Origin of the sequence: Micromonospora sp. CMU55-4, assembly GCF_011602315.1 — a bacterium.
Taxonomy (GTDB): Bacteria; Actinomycetota; Actinomycetes; order Mycobacteriales; family Micromonosporaceae; genus Micromonospora; species Micromonospora chalcea.
Map to the genome: position 1 here is coordinate 216,060 of NZ_JAAOLH010000001.1, position 16,927 is coordinate 232,986.

At 74.2% G+C, this 16,927-nt stretch carries 17 protein-coding genes; 5 read left to right on the plus strand and 12 right to left on the minus strand.

Annotation, left to right across the window (positions count from 1 at the left end):
* Positions 1-94: 94 nt before the first annotated feature.
* Positions 95-688 (minus strand): DUF2752 domain-containing protein, encoded by a 594-nt coding sequence (locus tag HA073_RS00975; protein WP_064447092.1) that lies wholly within the window; start codon positions 686-688, stop codon positions 95-97.
* The gene (locus HA073_RS00980) at positions 678-1,907 is read right to left on the minus strand and encodes a winged helix-turn-helix domain-containing protein (protein ID WP_043325793.1); all 1,230 of its coding nucleotides are present in this window, start codon (positions 1,905-1,907) and stop codon (positions 678-680) included. Before HA073_RS00980 ends, HA073_RS00975 begins: the two co-directional genes overlap by 11 nt.
* Positions 1,908-1,986: 79 nt before the next feature.
* Here HA073_RS00980 and HA073_RS00985 point away from each other — a divergent pair, with 79 nt between their 5' ends.
* Entirely contained in the window at positions 1,987-2,532 is a 546-nt protein-coding gene (locus HA073_RS00985) for a GNAT family N-acetyltransferase (RefSeq protein WP_166455497.1), read from the plus strand.
* Here HA073_RS00985 and HA073_RS00990 read toward each other — a convergent pair.
* On the minus strand, positions 2,437-3,741 hold the full coding sequence (locus tag HA073_RS00990; RefSeq protein WP_166455498.1) for a glycosyltransferase family 87 protein: 1,305 nt from the start codon (positions 3,739-3,741) through the stop codon (positions 2,437-2,439). The genes HA073_RS00985 and HA073_RS00990 overlap by 96 nt on opposite strands.
* A 35-nt stretch (positions 3,742-3,776) precedes the next feature.
* Here HA073_RS00990 and HA073_RS00995 point away from each other — a divergent pair, with 35 nt between their 5' ends.
* A complete protein-coding gene (locus HA073_RS00995) occupies positions 3,777-4,370 on the plus strand; it encodes a GNAT family N-acetyltransferase (RefSeq protein WP_064447090.1) in 594 nt (197 codons plus the stop codon).
* Positions 4,371-4,472: 102 nt separating this feature from the next.
* Here HA073_RS00995 and HA073_RS01000 read toward each other — a convergent pair whose 3' ends face one another.
* From HA073_RS01000 to truB, 7 genes are all read right to left on the minus strand, one after another.
* Complete coding sequence (locus HA073_RS01000; protein ID WP_166455499.1) at positions 4,473-4,940, minus strand: GNAT family N-acetyltransferase; 468 nt, start codon at positions 4,938-4,940, stop codon at positions 4,473-4,475.
* A 75-nt stretch (positions 4,941-5,015) separates the two neighbouring features.
* Entirely contained in the window at positions 5,016-5,777 is a 762-nt protein-coding gene (dapB, locus tag HA073_RS01005) for a 4-hydroxy-tetrahydrodipicolinate reductase (RefSeq protein WP_166455500.1), read from the minus strand.
* Positions 5,778-5,831: 54 nt separating this feature from the next.
* Complete coding sequence (locus HA073_RS01010) at positions 5,832-7,172, minus strand: pitrilysin family protein (RefSeq protein ID WP_309227971.1); 1,341 nt, start codon at positions 7,170-7,172, stop codon at positions 5,832-5,834.
* A 153-nt stretch (positions 7,173-7,325) separates the two neighbouring features.
* The gene (locus HA073_RS01015; RefSeq protein WP_166455502.1) at positions 7,326-9,683 is read right to left on the minus strand and encodes a polyribonucleotide nucleotidyltransferase; all 2,358 of its coding nucleotides are present in this window, start codon (positions 9,681-9,683) and stop codon (positions 7,326-7,328) included.
* Between the two features lie 220 nt (positions 9,684-9,903).
* A complete protein-coding gene (gene rpsO / locus HA073_RS01020) occupies positions 9,904-10,173 on the minus strand; it encodes a 30S ribosomal protein S15 (RefSeq protein WP_013284678.1) in 270 nt (89 codons plus the stop codon).
* A 181-nt stretch (positions 10,174-10,354) separates the two neighbouring features.
* Positions 10,355-11,281 carry a bifunctional riboflavin kinase/FAD synthetase gene (locus tag HA073_RS01025; protein WP_030503409.1) on the minus strand — a complete coding sequence of 309 codons (927 nt, stop codon included), beginning with the start codon at positions 11,279-11,281 and terminating at the stop codon, positions 10,355-10,357.
* Positions 11,282-11,310: 29 nt separating this feature from the next.
* A complete protein-coding gene (gene truB / locus HA073_RS01030; RefSeq protein ID WP_043330544.1) occupies positions 11,311-12,195 on the minus strand; it encodes a tRNA pseudouridine(55) synthase TruB in 885 nt (294 codons plus the stop codon).
* 108 nt (positions 12,196-12,303) lie between these two features.
* On the opposite strand from truB, the gene HA073_RS01035 reads away from it, so the two are divergent.
* The 3 genes from HA073_RS01035 (at position 12,304) to HA073_RS01045 (ending at position 14,660) form a co-directional block, all read left to right on the plus strand.
* Positions 12,304-13,299: a hypothetical protein gene (locus tag HA073_RS01035; RefSeq protein ID WP_166455503.1), complete on the plus strand. Its 996-nt coding sequence runs from the start codon at positions 12,304-12,306 to the stop codon at positions 13,297-13,299.
* Positions 13,300-13,340: 41 nt separating this feature from the next.
* Positions 13,341-13,634, plus strand: a complete 294-nt coding sequence (locus tag HA073_RS01040) for a hypothetical protein (RefSeq protein ID WP_166455504.1) — start codon at positions 13,341-13,343, stop codon at positions 13,632-13,634.
* A gap of 84 nt (positions 13,635-13,718) precedes the next feature.
* The gene (locus tag HA073_RS01045; RefSeq protein WP_043325806.1) at positions 13,719-14,660 is read left to right on the plus strand and encodes a hypothetical protein; all 942 of its coding nucleotides are present in this window, start codon (positions 13,719-13,721) and stop codon (positions 14,658-14,660) included.
* 6 nt (positions 14,661-14,666) lie between these two features.
* Here the strand turns inward: HA073_RS01045 and HA073_RS01050 are convergent, their stop codons facing one another.
* Both HA073_RS01050 and HA073_RS01055 read right to left on the minus strand, forming a co-directional pair.
* Positions 14,667-15,989 carry an MATE family efflux transporter gene (locus HA073_RS01050; RefSeq protein ID WP_113971779.1) on the minus strand — a complete coding sequence of 441 codons (1,323 nt, stop codon included), beginning with the start codon at positions 15,987-15,989 and terminating at the stop codon, positions 14,667-14,669.
* Positions 15,990-16,036: 47 nt separating this feature from the next.
* Positions 16,037-16,546 (minus strand): adenylate kinase, encoded by a 510-nt coding sequence (locus HA073_RS01055; RefSeq protein ID WP_064447084.1) that lies wholly within the window; start codon positions 16,544-16,546, stop codon positions 16,037-16,039.
* Positions 16,547-16,927: the final 381 nt, after the last annotated feature.

Genomic DNA, 16,927 nt, shown 5'->3' on the forward strand with positions numbered 1-16,927 from the left:
CGGAAATCGGGCGCGCGGCCGACCTGCCGCCCAGCTCAGCCCGGGTGTCCAAGATCTCCCGGCCCTCGCGTCAGCGCGGTCCCTCGGTGGGAGGCTAGACGTAGAGCGAGGTGAAGGGCGCCCACGGCAGGTTGCGGGCCACCGAGAAGACCCCCCAGGCGGCCAGGAACAACCCGATCGCCTTGGGGCTGAACCGCGGCTCGGGCAGCTTCCAGCCGAACGCCCGGTTGCCGGCCCAGGTCACGAAGAGCCAGGTCAGGAACGGCAGCGCGAACACGAACAGGAAGTGGTGCCGGGCGGCGGCCGGCAGGTCGCCGTGCAGCACGTACCAGAGCGCGCGGGTGCCGCCGCAGCCCGGGCAGTCGAGCCCGGTGGTGAGCTTGAGCAGGCAGGTCGGACGGGCGTCCGGGTCGCTCTGCGTCGGGTTGCTGATCATCGCGTACGCCAGGCCGAGGACGACGCAGCCGAGCGCGGCCAGCGGCACCGCCCAGCGCGGGGCGCGGGCGTGCAGGCGCAGGACCATACGGGTGAACCGGTCGGTCTCGACCGGCTGGTACGCGACCGGGTACGGCCCCTGCCACGGCCCGTCGGGAGCGTGCGGCCCAGCGTGGACGTGCGGCTCACTGTGGGCGTGCGGGTCGGGCTCGGTGGCAGGCCGGTCAACGCTCGTCACGCGCTCACCGTACACCGGCCACGCCCACCAGCGCGGCGGCCAGCGGCCCCGCGAGGTCGCCTGCGGCGGGCGGGGCGACCGCGTCCAGGCCGAGCCACCCGGCCAGCCGGTACAGCTCGGCGGCGAGCGCCACAGCGGTCTCCCCCGGGTCGGCGCCCGGCTCGACCCAGGCGGCCGGCACCAGCAGCACGCCGGCCTTCCGGTCGGCCTTGAGGTCGACCCGGGCGGTGAAGCGCTCGCCCTGGCGGAACGGCAGCACGTAGTAGCCGTACACCCGCTGCGGCGCGGGCACGTAGATCTCGATCCGGTAGGTGAAGCCGAACAGCCGCTCCGTGCGCGCCCGCTCCCAGACCAGCGGGTCGAACGGGCTGACCAGCGTGTTCCCGCGTACCCAGCGGGGCATCCGGGCGTCGGCGTGCAGATAGGCGGGGTGCCGCCAGCCCTGCACGGTGACCGGGGTCAGCTCGCCCGCCTCGACCAGGTCGGCCACCGCCTGCCGCGCCCCGGCCACCGGCAGCCGGAAGTAGTCGCGCAGCTCCGGCTCGGCGGCCACGCCGAGGCAGCGGGCCGCGATCGAGACGAGCGTCCGGTACGCCTCGGCGTCGGTCGGGGTGGGCGCGTCCAGCACGGCGGCCGGGAGCACCCGCTCGGGCAGGTCGTAGCGGCGGGCGAACGAGTTGGTGCGCTCGGCGGCGGTGACCTCGCCGGCCCAGAACAGGAACTCCAGCGCCCGCTTCACGGCGGACCAGTTCCAGCCCCAGTTGCCGGTCTCCCGGGGCGCGTCGTGCTCGATCTCGGCCGCGGTCAGCGGGCCCCGGGCGGCCACCTCGTCGCGGACCCAGGCGACCAGCCCGGGCTGCTCCTGGGCGATCCGGCGCATGCCGCCCCACGCCTCGTCGCGGGCCTTCGCCATCCGCCAGCGCAGCGCCGGGTGCAGCCCGACCGGCACCAGCGACGCCTCGTGCGCCCAGTACTCGAACAGCTCACGCGGGCGGCGGTAGGCGGCGGTGTCCAGCAGCGCGGTCGGGTAGGGCCCGAGCCGGCTGTAGAGCGGCAGGTAGTGCGCCCGCTGGAGCACGTTCACCGAGTCCATCTGGATCAGCCCGACCCGGTCGAGCACCCGGCGCAGGTGCCGCCGGGTGGGCACGCCGGCAGGCGCCGGGTCGGCGAAGCCCTGGGCGGCCAGGGCGATCCGGCGGGCCTGGGCGAGGGAGAGCGATTCCGGTACGGCCATCGCCGGCGACCCTAATCCAGCGGTACGACACCGGGAGCGGCGGCTGGACCGATCGCCCGTCTGGGCATAGAACGGACAGATGCTCACCATTCGCCGGGAGGAACCGGACGACGCCGAGGCGATCGCCCGGGTGCACGTCCACGGATGGCAGTCCGGTTACGCCGGGATCATGCCCACGGAGGTGCTGGCCCGGCTGAACCCGGCCGCCTGGGCCCAGCGCCGCCGCGACCTCGGCACCGCCGACCCGGAGCACCCGTTCACCACGCTCGTCGCCGAGGACGGCGGCACGATCGTCGGGTTCACCACGTTCGGGCCGTACCGGAACAACCAGGACCGCGGCGACCTGGACCCGGCGCACGGTGAGCTGTTGGCGATCTACGTGGAGCCCGCGTGCTGGGGTTCGGGTGTCGCCCGGACGCTGCTCGCGGCGGCCCGGGACGGTCTGGCCGAGCGGGGCTGGACCGGGTACCGGCTCTGGGTGCTCGCCGACAACGCCCGGGCGCGCCGCTTCTACGAGCGGGCCGGGCACTCACCGGACGGCGAGGAGTCCACCTATCCGGTGCCGCTGTCCGGCGGACTCCCCCCGCTCCTGCTCCGCGAGCTGCGCTACACCGCCGGAGGCTGACCCGGCCGGGACCTCCCCGCCGGGACGCCCACCGCCGTCCGGGGTGAGCCAGCGCCGGATCGGCAGCCCCAGCAGCAACGCCAGGCTGATCCACACGTACGTGTTGCTGCCGAGGAAGCCGTCCACGCCGGTGAAGTCCTTCTCCCAGGCCCAGACGATCCGGCTGCACAGCAGCGCGTACCCGATCAACGCGGCGGCCAGCAGCAGACGGCGCCGCCGGCTGCGCGCGGGCGCCGCCATGCCGTTGTCCACGAGCAGGATCAACCCGGGCAGCAGCCACACCAGGTGGTGCACCCAGGTGACCGGGCTGACCAGGCACATCACGGCGCCGGTCAGGGCCAGGCCGGTGGCCTCGTCGCCGGCGGCCACCGCCGCCCGCGACCGCCACGCCCACACCACGAGCGTCACGAGTACGAGCGCCAGCCAGGCGATCGTGCTGGGGTGCTGCGGGTCGAGCCGGGCCACCACCCCGCGCAACGACTGGTTGGAGACGAACGCCAGCTCGCCGACCCGGTCGGTGTTCCACAGCGCCTCGGTCCAGAACTCCCGGGAGGCGTCCGGGAAGAGACCGGCGGCCACGAGCGTGGCGACGGCAGCCGTGCCGACCGATGTGGCGGCGGCCCGCCAGCGGCCGGTGACCAGCAGGTAGACGATGAAGATGCCGGGCGTCAGCTTGATCGCGGTGGCCAGGCCGATGCCCACGCCCGCCCAGCGGCTGCGGGCCGGCAGCAGCCACAGCAGGTCCACCGCCACCAGGAACAGCAGCAGCATGTTGACCTGGCCGAAGTTGACCGTCTCGCGCATCGGCTCGTACGCGGCGGCCAGGCACAGCGCGACGGCGAGGGCGAACCAGCGGGTCCAGCCGGAGCGGCGGGCCACCGGGTCCAGCAGCCGCCAGATCACCACGGCGCTCGCCAGCACCGTGAGCGTCACGCTCACCACGATCGCGGCGTTCCACGGCAGGTACGCCATCGGCAGCATCACCAGCGCGGCGAACGGCGGGTAGGTGAAGCCGTACTGGGTGCCGGGGCGCAGGAAGTCGTAGATCTCCCCGCCGTCACGTGCCCAGTAGGTGAGCGCGCCGTAGTAGACCTGCAGGTCGAAGAAGCCGTGCCGCACCGCCGCCACGGACAGGAACACGGTGACCGCCGCGGCGAGCGCCGCCACGGCGACGGCCTGCGTGATCGTGCGCCCGGCACCCTGCGCCACCGTCACCCTCCTCGCCCTGCGTAGGCTCACGTGCCATGGCTGCAGGCTACGTCCGGCCCGCGCGTCCCGAGGACGCCGGCGAGATCGCACGCGTCCAGCTCGCGACCTGGCGGGTCGCGTACCGCCGGATCCTGCCCCGGCACGTGCTCGACAACCTGGACGAGGCGTACCTCGCCCGGCGGTGGAGCGCGGCGGTGCAGGAGCCCCCCTCGGGCGCGCACCGGGTGCTGGTCGCCGTCGAGGAGGCGGCGCAATCCTATCTGGTGGGGTTCATCGCCTCCGGTCCGGCCGACGCCGAGGCGCTGGCTCCCGGTGAGCCGGCCGACGCGCTCGCGTCGGGCGTCGCGGCGGTGACGGACCTGCTGGTGGAGCCCCGGTGGGGGCGGCGCGGGCACGGCAGCCGGCTGCTCGCCGCGGCGGTCGAGCACTGGCGCGCCGACGGGCTGACCCGGGCGGTGGCGTGGGCGTTCGACGCCGACGCGGCGACCCGCAACTTCCTCGGCTCGACCGGCTGGGAGCCGGACGGCGCGACCCGCGCGCTGGACGTGGACGACATGCTCGTCCCCCAGCTCCGCTTCCACGTGGCGGTCCCGGAATCCGCTGACGAAAATCCTTCAGCCGACCGATGAGTTCCCGCCCGGCCGCCGGTCCACCCTCACGTGGGTGGGCCGGCGGTCCCGGCACGGGGCAGGACCGCCACCCCACCCGCCCCGACGCGGTTGGCGCGGGGGTCAGGCGGGGCGGAGTTCGGCCACCAGCTCGTCGTCCTCCATGGCGCCGGTGGGGTGGAAGCCCAGGGCGGTGTAGAGGGCGGCGGCGGGCTTGTTGTCGGGGTGGTAGCTCAAGCGGATCGGCCGGCCCGCCTCGGCGAGCCGGTCGGCGATCGTCCGCACCGTCGCGCGGCCCAGCCCCCGGCCCTGCTCGGCGGCGTCGATCACCATGCCGCCGATCCAGCGCGACTCGTCGTCGTCCACGCCCCACATGACATGGCCGACGACAGTCTCGTCGGCGTAGACGGCCAGCGAGTTCCAGACGTCCGAGCGTTCGGTGAGAAGCAGGTAGCGGGCGGCGAGCGCGGCCACGAAGGCGCGCTGGTCGTCGTGCGGCGCGACGTCCGCCACGGCCCGCCAGTTGTCGTCGTCCACCGGGCGCAGCGTCACCCGGCGGCCGGTGCGGTCGGATTGTCCGGAATCGATCATGGAAAGCAGCCTAGGTCGACGCCCCCGACCAGGCAAAACGGTTTCCCGCAGCAGGCCGGGGGCACACCGCGGCAGTCAGTCGAGCAGGGCGTCCAGGCCGACCGTGAGACCGGGCCGGCGGCCCACCTCGCGGACCGCCAGCAGCACGCCGGGCATGAACGACACCCGGTCGTACGAGTCGTGCCGGATGGTCAGCGTCTCACCGGTGGTGCCGAACAGCACCTCCTGGTGGGCGACCAGGCCGGTGGCGCGCACCGCGTGCACGCGTACCCCGTCGATGTCGGCGCCGCGGGCGCCGGCCACCTCGTCGCGGGTGGCGTCCGGCACCGGCCCGAGCCCGGCGTCGGCGCGGGCCGCGGCGATCAGCCGAGCCGTGTGGGTGGCGGTGCCGCTCGGCGCGTCCAGCTTGCGCGGGTGGTGCTGCTCGATGATCTCGACCGACTCGAAGTGCCGGGCCGCGCGCGCGGCGAACTGCATCATCAGCACCGCGCCGATGCCGAAGTTGGGGGCGATCACCACGCCCACGCCGGGACGGCCGGCCAGCCACTCGCGTACCTGGTCGAGCCGCTGCTCGGTGAAGCCGGTGGTGCCGACCACCGCGTGCACGCCGTTCTCGACGCACCAGCGCAGGTTGTCCATGACCGCGTCGGGGGTGGTGAAGTCGACGACCACCCCGGCGCCCGCCCGGGCCACAGCGTCCAGGTCGTCGCCCTGGTCGACTGCCGCGACCAGCTCCAGGTCGGCGGCGGAGTCGACCGCCTTGCAGACCTCCATGCCCATCCGGCCCCGGGCACCAAGCACACCGACCCGGGCCACCGTCTTCTGCTGCTCAGTCACGGCCCACAACCTATCCCAGCGCCCGGCACGGGATCCGGCGGACCGGTGGGCCGCTCAGCTCGTGGCCGCGAAGCTGCCGGAGTCGAACGGGCCCACCACGGCCAGCGACATCGGCCGGCCGAGCAGCTCGGCGGCGAGCGTGTTCACGTCGTCGAGGGTCACCGCGTCCACCCGGGCCAGCAGGTCGTCCACCGGCATCAGGTTGCCGTAGAGCAGCTCGCCCTTGGCGAGCCGGCTCATCCGCGAGCCGGTGTCCTCCAGCCCGAGCACGAACGAGCCCTTGCTCATCCCCTTGCCCCGGGCCAGTTCCGCCTCGGTGATCCCCTCGGCGGCGACCCGGGCCAGCTCGGCGCGGGTCAGGTGCAGCACCTCGTCCACCTTGCCCGGAGCGCAACCGGCGTAGACGGCGAACACGCCGCTGTCGGCGTACTGGCTGGCGTAGGAGTAGACCGAGTACGCGAGGCCGCGCTGTTCCCGGATCTCCTGGAACAGCCGGCTGGACATGCCGCCGCCGAGCACGTTGTTGAGCACGCCGAGGGCGAAGCGCCGCTCGTCGGTGCGGTCGATGGCCGGGCAGCCGAGGACGACGTGCGCCTGCTCGGTCTCCTTCGGCTCGACGAGCGTGGTGGCCGGCTTGGTGCGTACCCCCGGGGTGGACGGGCGGTGCGACGCCGGCGCCGCCGGGTCGGTGTCCAGCGGGGTGCCGCGCAGCGCCTGCCGGACCAGCTTGACCACCGCGGCGTGGTCGAGGTTGCCGGCGGCGGCGATCACGATCCGCGGCGGGGTGTAGCGGCGGCGGTAGAAGCCCTGGATCTGCCGCCGGCTCATCGGCGTGACGGTCTCCTCGGTGCCGGAGATGAGGCGGCCCAGCGGGTGGTCGCCGTAGACGGCGCGGGTGAACAGGTCGTGCACCTCGTCGCCGGGCTCGTCGTCGTGCATGGCGATCTCTTCGAGGATGACGCCGCGCTCGGTCTCCACGTCGGACGGGGTCAGCACCGAGTCGGCGACCAGGTCACACATGACGTCGATGGCCAGCGGCAGGTCCTCGTCCAGCACCCGCGCGTAGTAGCAGGTGTATTCCTTCGTGGTGAAGGCGTTGGTCTCGCCGCCCACCGCCTCGATCTGGGACGAGATCTCCAGCGCGCTGCGCTTGTTGGTGCCCTTGAACAGCAGGTGTTCCAGGAAGTGCGCGGCGCCGGCCTGCGGGCCGGTCTCGTCGCGCGAACCGACCGCCACCCAGATGCCGAACGACACGCTGCGCATGGCCGGGATCGCCTCGGTCAGCACCCGCAGCCCGCTGGGCAGCACGGTACGGCGGACGGTGCCGCCGAGCGGGTCGTCGCTGAGCGTCCGGGTGACCGCGCGGGCGGCCGAACCCGGCCCGGTCGACGTCACCCCCCGTCCCGTCGAGGCGGCTGACGAACTCACGAGCACCTGCTCTCCGGATGACGAGGGACGGCGGGACGTACGACGGCTCCAGCTCGCGCAGGCGACCTGGAGCCGTGGTCCGGCCCGGGTGACGCGGACGTCACCCGGGCCGGCGGTGGATCAGCTGTGCCGGGTCCGGCGACGCGGACGGGACTCGCCGCCGCCCTCGCCGCCCTCGGAGCGGCGCTCGCCGCGCTCCCGGTCGCCGCCCCGGTCACCCCGGTCACGCGGGCCGCGGTCGCCGCCGCGGTCCCGGCCCGACGGACGGTCGCCACCCTCGGCGGCGGCCGGCGCCTCGGCGCCCTCCGGGCGGATCTTGTCCAGGTAGATCTTGCCGCGGGCGTCGATGTCCGCGATCTCCACCTCGACCTTGTCGCCGACGTTGAGGAAGTCCTCGACCTTCTCGACCCGCTTGCCGTCGCCCACCTTGGAGATGTGCAGCAGGCCGTCGCGGCCCGGGAGCAGCGAGATGAAGGCGCCGAACGCGGCGGTCTTCACCACGGTGCCGAGGAACCGCTCCCCCACCTTCGGCAGGGTCGGGTTGGCGATGCCGTTGATCCGGTCCACCGCGGCCTGGGCCGACGGGCCGTTGGTCGCGCCGACGTAGATCGTGCCGTCGTCCTCGATGGAGATCTCGGCGCCGGTCTCGTCCTGGATCGCGTTGATGGTCTGGCCCTTCGGGCCGATCACCATGCCGATCTTGTCGACCGGGATCTTCACGGTGGTGACCCGCGGCGCGTAGTCCGACATCTCGGCCGGCGCCTCGATGGCCCGCTGCATCACGTCGAGGATGGTCTGCCGGGCCTCGTGCGCCTGCTGCAGCGCGGCGGCCAGCACGTCCGACGGGATGCCGTCGAGCTTGGTGTCGAGCTGGAGCGCGGTGACGAAGTCCCGGGTGCCGGCGACCTTGAAGTCCATGTCGCCGAACGCGTCCTCGGCGCCGAGGATGTCGGTCAGCGTCACGTACTGGGTCTTGCCGTCGACCTCGTCGGAGATGAGGCCCATGGCGATGCCGGCGACCGGCGCCTTCAGCGGCACACCGGCGGAGAGCAGGCCCAGCGTCGAGGCGCAGACCGAACCCATCGAGGTGGAGCCGTTGGAGCCGAGCGCCTCGGAGACCTGCCGGATGGCGTACGGGAACTCCTCGCGCGAGGGCAGCACCGGGATCAGCGCCCGCTCGGCGAGCGCGCCGTGGCCGATCTCGCGCCGCTTCGGCGAGCCGACCCGGCCGGTCTCACCGGTCGAGTACGGCGGGAAGTTGTAGTTGTGCATGTAGCGCTTGCGGTTCTCCGGGGACAGCGTGTCCACCATCTGCTCCATGCGCAGCATGTTCAGCGTGGTGACGCCCAGGATCTGGGTCTCGCCGCGCTCGAACAGCGCCGAGCCGTGCACCCGCGGCAGCACGCCGACCTCGGCGGTCAGCGGGCGGATGTCACGCGGGCCGCGGCCGTCGATGCGGACCTGCTCGCGCAGCACCCGGTTGCGGACCTCGGACTTGGTCAGCGAACGGAACGCGGCGGACAGCTCCTTCTCGCGGCCCTCGAAGCGGCCGGTCAGCTCCTCGGCGACCTTGGCCTTGATCCGGTCCAGGGCCTCCTCGCGGTCGGCCTTGCCGGCGATCTTCAGCGCCTCGGCGACCTCGGCGCGGGCCACCTCGGCCACCGCGTCGTACGCGTCGTCCTGGTAATCCAGGAAGATCGGGAACTCGGCGACCGGCTTGGCGGCCACCTCGGCCAGCTCGCTCTGCGCCCGGCACAGCTCGCGGATGGCCGGCTTGGCGGCCTCCAGGCCGCTGGCCACGATCTCCTCGGTCGGCGCGGTCGCGCCGCCCGAGATCAGGGTCACCGCGTTCGGGGTGGCCTCGGCCTCGACCATCATGATCGCGACCTCGCCGTCGGCCAGGGTGCGGCCGGCCACGACCATGTCGAACGTGGCCCGCTCCAGCTCCTCCAGGGTCGGGAAGGCGACCCACTGGCCGTCGACGTGCGCGACCCGGGTCGCGCCGATCGGGCCGGAGAACGGCAGGCCGGACAGCTTGGTCGACATCGAGGCGGCGTTGATCGCCACCACGTCGTACGGGTGCTGCGGGTCGAGCGCCAGCACCGTCTCGACGACCTGGACCTCGTTGCGCAGGCCCTTGACGAACGACGGGCGCAGCGGCCGGTCGATCAGCCGGCAGGTGAGGATGGCGTCCTCGCTGGGCCGGCCCTCACGGCGGAAGAACGAGCCGGGGATCCGGCCCGCGGCGTACATCCGCTCCTCGACGTCCACGGTCAGCGGGAAGAAGTCGAACGACTCGCGCGGCTGCTTGCCGGCCGTGGTGGCGGAGAGGACGACCGTCTCGCCGAGCTGGGCGACGACGGAGCCGGCGGCCTGGCGGGCCAGGCGGCCGGTGGAGAAGGTGATCTCACGGGTGCCGAAGGACCCGTTGTCGATCACCGCGGTGCGGGATTCGGTGCCGAGGTTGGTCTCGGTCATGTGCTGTGGTGCTCCTTCGCGTCGTCGGCCGACGACACGGGAACTGCTCAGGCGGCCGGTCTTCGATCGAAGCGCCCGGGTGGGCCGGCGTCGTGCCGGGATGCCCGGGGGCCACTACCGGAGACCGGTGCTGACCGGCTCCCTCTTCGGGTGTCGCGCGGCCGGGTTCTTCGGTGGTACTGCAACGGGGGAGCGGCCAGGCGGCCACTCCCCCGTCAGGTCATCGGCGCAGGCCGAGCCGCTCGATGAGCGACCGGTAGCGGTTGATGTCCTTCTTCTGGACGTAGTTCAGCAGCCGGCGGCGCCGGCCGACCAGCAGCAGCAGCCCACGGCGGCTGTGGTGGTCGTGCTTGTGCACCTTCAGGTGCTCGGTGAGCTCAGCGATCCGCTTGGTCAGGACCGCGACCTGCACCTCGGGCGAGCCGGTGTCGCCCTCGGCGGTCGCGTACTCCTGGCGGATCTTGGCCTTGGCTTCCTGGTCGAGCGCCATGTTCTCCCTGTTTCGTGGGTCATTCGATGAGGTCCGGAGCGGTCGTGGTGACCGGTGCAACGGACCGGTTCCTCGCACCCGCGGCGTCGTGCAGGCACGCGAGGCCCCCGTCGGTCAGCCGACGTCTCCGCCAGCCTACCAGCCCCCGGGCCGGACGGCCGGTCAAGGTCGCCCGAGCGGGTCAGGACACCGCCCGGCGGGTGCGCTCCACGTCCTCGGCGATCTGGGCTACCAGCGGCTCGATCGCGTCGTACGTCCGCTGCTCGCGCAGGTGCGCCACGAAGTCCAGGGCCAGCCGCTCGCCGTACAGGTCACCGGTGAAGTCCAGCGCGTACGCCTCCACCCGCCGTTCCCGGCCGGAGAACGTCGGGTTGGTGCCGATCGACACGGCCGCCGCGAGCGGTTCGCCGTCGCGGCGCACCAGGCGGGCCGCGTACACGCCGTCGGCGGGCACCGCCGCGTACCTGTGGGTCAGCAGGTTGGCGGTGGGGTAACCCAGCTCACGTCCGCGCTGGTCGCCGCGGACCACCACGCCCTCGACCCGGTGCGGGCGGCCGAGCGCCGCCGCCGCCGCGCCCACGTCGCCCGCGTCGACGCAGGACCTGATGTACGTGGAGGAGAAGACCGTCCCCGCCTCGGCGACCAGCGGCGCGCCCTCGACGGCGAAGCCGAAGGTGCGGCCGAGCCGTTCCAGCAGCGGCACGTCCCCGGCCGCCCGGTGCCCGAACCGGAAGTTGTCGCCGACCACCACGAGCGCGGCGTGCAGGTGCTCGACCAGGACGTCGTGCACGAACGCCTCGGGTGGCAGCCGGGAGAACTCGACCGTGAACGGCACCACGCAGAGCACGTCCACGCCGAGCGCCTCGATCAGCTCGGCCTTGCGCGCCGGCTCGGTGAGCACCGCCGGGTGCGAGCCCGGGCGCACCACCTCGGCCGGGTGCGGGTCGAACGTCACCACCACCGACTTGACGCCCAGCTCCCGGGCGCGCGCCACGGTGTGCCCGATGGTTGCCTGGTGCCCCCGGTGCACGCCGTCGAAGACGCCGATGGTGACCACCGAGCGTCCCCAGCCGCCGGGCGCCGCCTCGTACCCCCGCCACCGCTGCATGCCGTTCCTCCCCTGTCCGCCCGCGCCGTTCAGGCCGGGGCCAGCACGATCTCCGCGCGGGCCCGACCGTCCCGCTCGCTGACGATAGCGATCAGCCCGCCCGCCGGGTCGAAGACCGCGTACGGCCCGGTGATCCCGGCCGGGGTCAGCGGCCCGCCGTGGGAGAGCACCCGGGTCTCGTCGGCGGTGGCGTCCCGGCGCGGGAAGAACCGCGCGGCGGCGGCGTCCAGCGGCAGGTTCACCACGTCCGGCGCGCGCTGCTCCAGCTGGTCGAGCGTGGCCGCCTCGGCGAGCGTGAACCCGCCGACCGCGGTGCGGCGCAGCGCGGTGAGGTGGCCGCCGACGCCGAGCGCGGCCCCCGCGTCGCGGGCCAGCGCCCTGATGTACGTGCCGGACGAGCAGGTCACGTCCACGTCCACGTCCACCACGTCCGGGGCGTCCCGGCGGATGTCCCGCACGTCCAGCCGGGAGACGGTGACCCGGCGGGCGGGCAGTTCGACCGTCTCGCCGTCACGGACCCGCTTGTACGCCCGCTGGCCGTTGATCTTGATGGCGCTGACCGCGCTCGGCACCTGGTCGATCTCGCCGGTGAGGGCGGCCAGCGCGGCGCGTACCCCGTCGTCGGTGACCGCGCCGGCCGGGGTGGTCGCGACCACCTCGCCCTCGGCGTCGTCGGTGACGGTGGCCTGCCCCAGCCGGATCGTCGCGGCGTAGCTCTTGCCGGCGCCGATCACGTACGTGAGCAGCCGGGTCGCCCGGCCCACCCCGATCACCAGCACGCCGGTGGCCATCGGGTCCAGCGTGCCGCCGTGCCCCACCCGGCGGGTACGGGCCAGCCGGCGGATCCGGGCCACGACGTCGTGCGACGTCATGCCGCCGGGCTTGTCGACCACGATCAGACCGTCTGTGCTCACGACCGCCAAGCCTGCCAGACGGCGCCGATCCTCCCTGCGGGGGATACCGCCCTGCTTCGGCGGGGTGTCAAGATCGTGCGCCCCCGCCCCGTCTGCCCGGGAAGTCCGATGACCGATCACCGTTCCGTCCCCGATCCCCACGCCACCGATCGCCCGTCGGAGGACACGCTGGGTCGGGTACCCGAGTGGCTGCGCCAGCCCGCGCCCGAGGTCGAGCCGGGCCGCGGCGACCGCCTGCGGATCGCGCTCGGCGGGCACTCCGGCAAGCTGCTCGGCGGCGTGGTCGTGCTGGCGCTGCTCGCGTTCTTCGGGCTCGTCGGCGGCCTCGGCTACCAGGGCTTCCAGCGCTGGCGGGAGCCGCCCGCCGAACACCCCACGGTGAGCCTGCCGGTCGGTGAGCAGGCGTCCTCGTCGGCCTCGCCGCCACCGGCCGCCGGCCCGTTCGACGGCACCCCGGCAGCCGGCTTCCCCGAGGGCACGGCCGGGATCGCGCTGCCCCGGGCCAAGCGGACCGGCGCATTCACCGAGAAGCAGGTGGCAGACACGCTGGCCAAGGTACGCAAGGCGCTGATCACCGCCCGGCTGGACCGCACGTTCTTCACCGCGAAGGACCCGGAGCGGCTGGTCCGCCAGTTCGCCCCGGACGCGCGGGCCGGCGTACGCGACGACTTCCCCACCGGCGAGGCGGGCACCTACTCGACCCGGCTCGCCCCCGGCGCCCGGCTCACCGACGACGAGCCCCGGGTCAAGGGCCGGATCAGCTACCGGGCGACGAAGGACCGGGACGGCATCCGCATCCTGGAGGTGACCACGAACTTCGTCTGGGCGTACGCGTTCTCCACCGCCCGCCCCGCCCCGGGCGCCGGCGTGGTGGTGGTCCACGACACGGTGAAGTGGAGCATGCCGCACCCGGCCGACGTGACCACCGCCTCCGCCGGGCTGTGGATCGAGCGGGCCGACTCGTACGCCTCCAACATCGACTGCGTCGCGCTGGACAAGGGGCTGCTCGCGCTGGGCCGGCCCTCGCTCGCCGGTCCGGCCGACCCGGACCCGGACGCGGTCTTCGACCCGGACAAGACGGTCGACCTGCCGGACACCTGCTGACCCGCCCACCTCACCACGCCACCCCGCGGCAGGAGCCCCCGATGAGTGACGCCCCGCCACCGCACCGCGCCCGGGTCGACCTGCCGGACTGGATGCGCAATCCGGAGCCGCCCCGCCGTACGCTCGGCCGCCGCCTGTCCGACCTGGTCGACGGCGTGCCGGCGCTGGCGGCGGCGCGCCACCGGATGTGGGCCTGGCAGGGCCGGACCCGGTTCGGCGAGCGGCACCCCACGATGGCCGCGATCGGGTCGTTCGTGTTCGTCCTGGTGACCGCGACGCTGCTGGTCGTCGGCACGCTCTACCTCGGGTGGGCGATCCGGCAGGGGCGGATCTGACCGGCACGGAAACGGGACAGCGGGATCGGCGGCGGAGTGCAATGATCATGCGCCCCCTGGCCCTGCACCCCTCTGGAACGCCGCATGAGCACCGAAGACGGAACCACGCCGCCCGAGCCGGATCCCTACGCCGTCGCCTCCCGGGGCGCGGAGATCCAGCTGCCGAGCTGGATGACCGGAGCGGACGCGGACGTCCCGCTGACCCGCGGCGAGCGCTTCCGCATGGTCTGGTCGCGGCAGCGCGGCAAGCGCCGCGTCGCCTTCGTGGTGGTGCTGGCGCTGGCGCTGATCGGCGGCACTGTCGTGCTCGGCCGGGTCACCGTGGACCGGGTGCGGTCCGGCACCGCCGCCGCGGCGTCGGCCGAGGCCAGCCCGTCGCCGGTGCCGCTCAGCCGGGTGGGCGAGCCGCGCGACCTGTTCGCGGGGACCATCGGCGCGGACTTCGCGGTGGGTGAGGCCGGGATCGTCCTGCCGGAGGCCACGGCGCGGCCCCCGTTCACCGCCCGCGAGGTGGCCGCGGCGCTGACCCGGGTCCGGGCCGCGCTGGTCCAGGCCCGGCTCGACCTGTCCATGATCCTCGGCGACACGGAGCCGTTCCTGGCGCTGCTGGCGCCGGCCGCGCGCGCTCAGCTGCGTACCGACTTCGAGGACTTGTCGTTCGTGAACTACGCCACCCGGATCGGCTCGCAGGACAGCGCGGACGAGATCCGGGTCCGGGGTGAGATGCGCTACCGGGCCGTCACCGGCGACGACGGCCGGCCGATCCTGCGGATCACCACAGAGTACGTCTGGATGTACGCGTTCGACGTGCCGCGGACGACACCGGGCCGGGCCGGGATCGCCGCCATCCGTGACCGGGTCGTCTGGGAGGTCCCCCACCCCGAAGGGTTGCCGGCGGCGAAGCGCGGGCTCTGGCTCGTCTCCGCGCAGGCGAGCACGAACAACGTCGACTGCGCCCGGCTGGACGAGGGCTTCTTCGTGGTCGAGCCGTGGATGGGCGGCCCCGGTTCGTTCCAGCCCTGCTGACCGGCGTCAGCGGACCGCGCCGACCACCGCCCACGCGCCCGAGCGCATCCGCAGCAGCAGGCCGGCCAGCCGCAGCACCACGAACAACGTCAGCCCGGCCCAGATCCCGCCCAGCCCGAGTTCCAGCCCGTACGCCAGCCAGATCGCCGGCAGGAACCCGCCGAACGCGCACACGATGGTGAGGTTGCGCAGGTAGCGCACGTCACCCGCGCCGATCAGCACCCCGTCGAGCGCGAACACCACGCCGCCGATCGGCTGGAGCGCGACGAACCAGGGCCAGGCCGTCATGGCCTGCTCGCGTACCTGCGGATCGGAGCTGAACCACGACGGCACGACGCCGGCGCCGGCGGCGATCAGCACCGCGAAGGCCACGCCGCACAGCCCGCCGAGCAGCGCGACGCGGCGGGCCAGGAACCGCGCGCCGGCTGCGTCGCCGCCGCCCAGCGCGGCGCCGACCAGCGACTGCGCGGCGATGGCCAGCGCGTCGAGCACCAGCACGGTGAAGAACCACAGTTGCAGGGCGATCTGGTGCGCGCCCACCGCGGCGGCGCCGAAGCGGGCCGCGACGGCGGTCGCGGACAGGAAGCTGGCCTGGAACGCGACACCGCGCACCAGCAGGTCCCGGCTGAGCACGAGCTGCTGACCGATCACCCGGGGCCGGGGCCGCAGCGAGACCCGCTCGCGCACCAGCGCGGCCGCGAACAGGACGCCGGAGATCGTCTGCGCGATCGCGTTCGCCACCGCCGAGCCGACCAGCCCGAGCCCGGCCGGATAGACCAGCAGCGGGCAGAGCACCGCGGAGAGCAGGTTGGGGCCGAGCACGAACAGCAGCGGCCGGCGGGTGTCCTGGATGCCGCGCAGCCAGCCGTTGCCGGCGGCGGCGAGCAGCAGACCGGGCGCGCCGAGCGCCGCGACCCGCAGCCATCCGGCGGCGGCGTCGGCCACCTCGCCGGGGCCGCCGACGAGGGTACGCGCCAGCGCGCCCCCGCCGATGCCGATGGCGACCGCCACCAGCACACCGGTGGCCAGCGCGAGCCAGGACGCCTGCACGCCCTCGGCCACCGCGGCGGCCCGGTCCCCCGCCCCGAAGCGGCGGGCCGAGCGCCCGGTGGTGCCGTACGCGACGACGGTGCCGACCCAGGCGGTGAGCGTCATGACGGTGCCGCCGACGGCGAGCGCGGCCAGCGGCACCCGCCCGAGGTGACCCACCACTGCGGTGTCGACCAGGACGTAGAGCGGCTCGGCGGCCAGCACCACGAGGGCGGGCAGCGCGAGCGTGGCGATCCGCCGGGGTGTGGCGGCGGTGGCGGGGGCGGCAGTCGTGCTCATCGACGCCGATCCTGGCACGCTCGCGGTAAGGTCCGCAAGGCGGGGGGCTACTTACTTGCGTCGGCCAGGAACCGGGCCGTGTCACGGCGCCCGCGCAGACGGCGCACCGGCAGCCCGGGGGCGTGCTCGACCAGCGCGGCCAGCACCCGGGGCCGGGAGTCGCGGGGGTAACGCCAGACGTAGGGCAGGAAGTCGAGATCGAGCCGCTCCGGGCAGCCCTCGGGCAGGTCGGCGCGGGGCGCGGCGCGATGTGCCCACCGGCGGCGGACGATCCGGACCAGGCAGCGCAGCCGGGAGGTGTCGCAGAGCACCAGCAGGTCGGCGCGGGGCAGCCGGAGGTCGAGTGTGCTCGCGTAGTTGCCGTCCATCACCCAGGCCGGGCGGGCGGCGAGCGCTGCCACCTCGGCGCGGAAGTCCGCCGGGGCCGGTGCGGTCCAGCCCGGGCGCCAGTAGTGCCGGTCGAGGTGGATCAGGGGAAGGTCGAGTCGCCGGGCCAGTTCACCGGCGAGCGTGCTCTTGCCGGCGCCGGAGGCGCCGACGACCAGGATGCGTCGCACCGGGTGACGGTAGCGCCGTCCGGCACGGCGGTCGGTCCCGAGCGGCGGTGACGTCGGCGTCGGGCCACGGGTGCGGCCCGGCCGGCGTCACCGCCGGACGGCGTACGTCACTGACGGGTGTCCATCGAGGTCTGCAGCGCGCGGCGCATCTGCTCGCGCGCCTCGTCGGTGGTGGTCTCGGTCTGCGGCTTGCGCTTGCTGGGCATCTGAGGTCCTTCCAGGGTGCGGTCCGCCGGACACGGCGGCCCTACGGGCGCCCGGCTGCGGTCCGGGATCACCGGAGCGGCTCGCCTGGCAGCGTGAGCCCGGGTCGGTCTGACCCTGGAGGGAGGCGAGGCCGGGTGCGGCAGCACCGCCCGTGACCAGCGCCGCGAAGCGCCG